Raw genomic sequence first — 673 nt, 5'->3', positions numbered from 1 at the left:
ACCTTCTGGATCCGCCGGGCGTGCGGTCCCCGGCGTTCCTGCGCAACACGATTGACCAGCTGCTCAATGGTGAGGTCACTGGCCGCTACGCCTGGGCGGAGCTCTTCAAGACGGAGAAGACCCACGCTGGAACCATGGTCGAGATCAACCTCCAACGAGAGTTCCGCTTCGCTGACGGCCAGTTGATGGACTATCAGATCGCAGGCATCGACGTGGACTGCAAGTACTCTCAGAAGTTCGGGGCATGGATGATCCCGCCGGAGGCGGTTGGCCATATCTGCCTGGTGGTCTCCGCAGACGATGACCGGAGTCGTTGGAGTGCTGGGCTGGTCCGGATACGCGAAGAGATCCTCAACTCCGGATCCAACCGTGATCTCAAGCTCACGATCAAAGCAGAGCACCGGGACCAGATTGTCTGGTTGTGGCGAGACGCCGAGCTCCCGGAGAACGTCCTGCTCCACCTGGACAGCGACGTCCGGGCCCGGATCCTCATCCCGGGCACAGGCAAGGGCCAGGCCCGGCTGAACCAGCTCTTCCGACTGGTGCACGACAGGCGCATCGGCCGGGGAGTGGTGCGCACCCCCGCCCAGCAGGTCGACTACATGGCCAGGGTCAGGGAAGGCAGCAAGAGCCGGGCACGTCCCAAGCTGCGGACCGAGGGCATCATCATCCT

Annotated in this window: 1 protein-coding gene; it reads left to right on the top strand. The window is 63.4% G+C overall.

What is annotated here, in order from left to right:
* On the top strand, positions 1 to 673 hold a 673-nt coding region (locus tag ABD323_RS43175; protein WP_344447501.1), incomplete at both ends, for a NaeI family type II restriction endonuclease.

The sequence above is a fragment of the Kitasatospora nipponensis genome, assembly GCF_039528135.1.
Lineage (GTDB): Bacteria > Actinomycetota > Actinomycetes > Streptomycetales > Streptomycetaceae > Kitasatospora > Kitasatospora nipponensis.
This window is presented reverse-complemented; position numbering and strand designations above follow the sequence as displayed.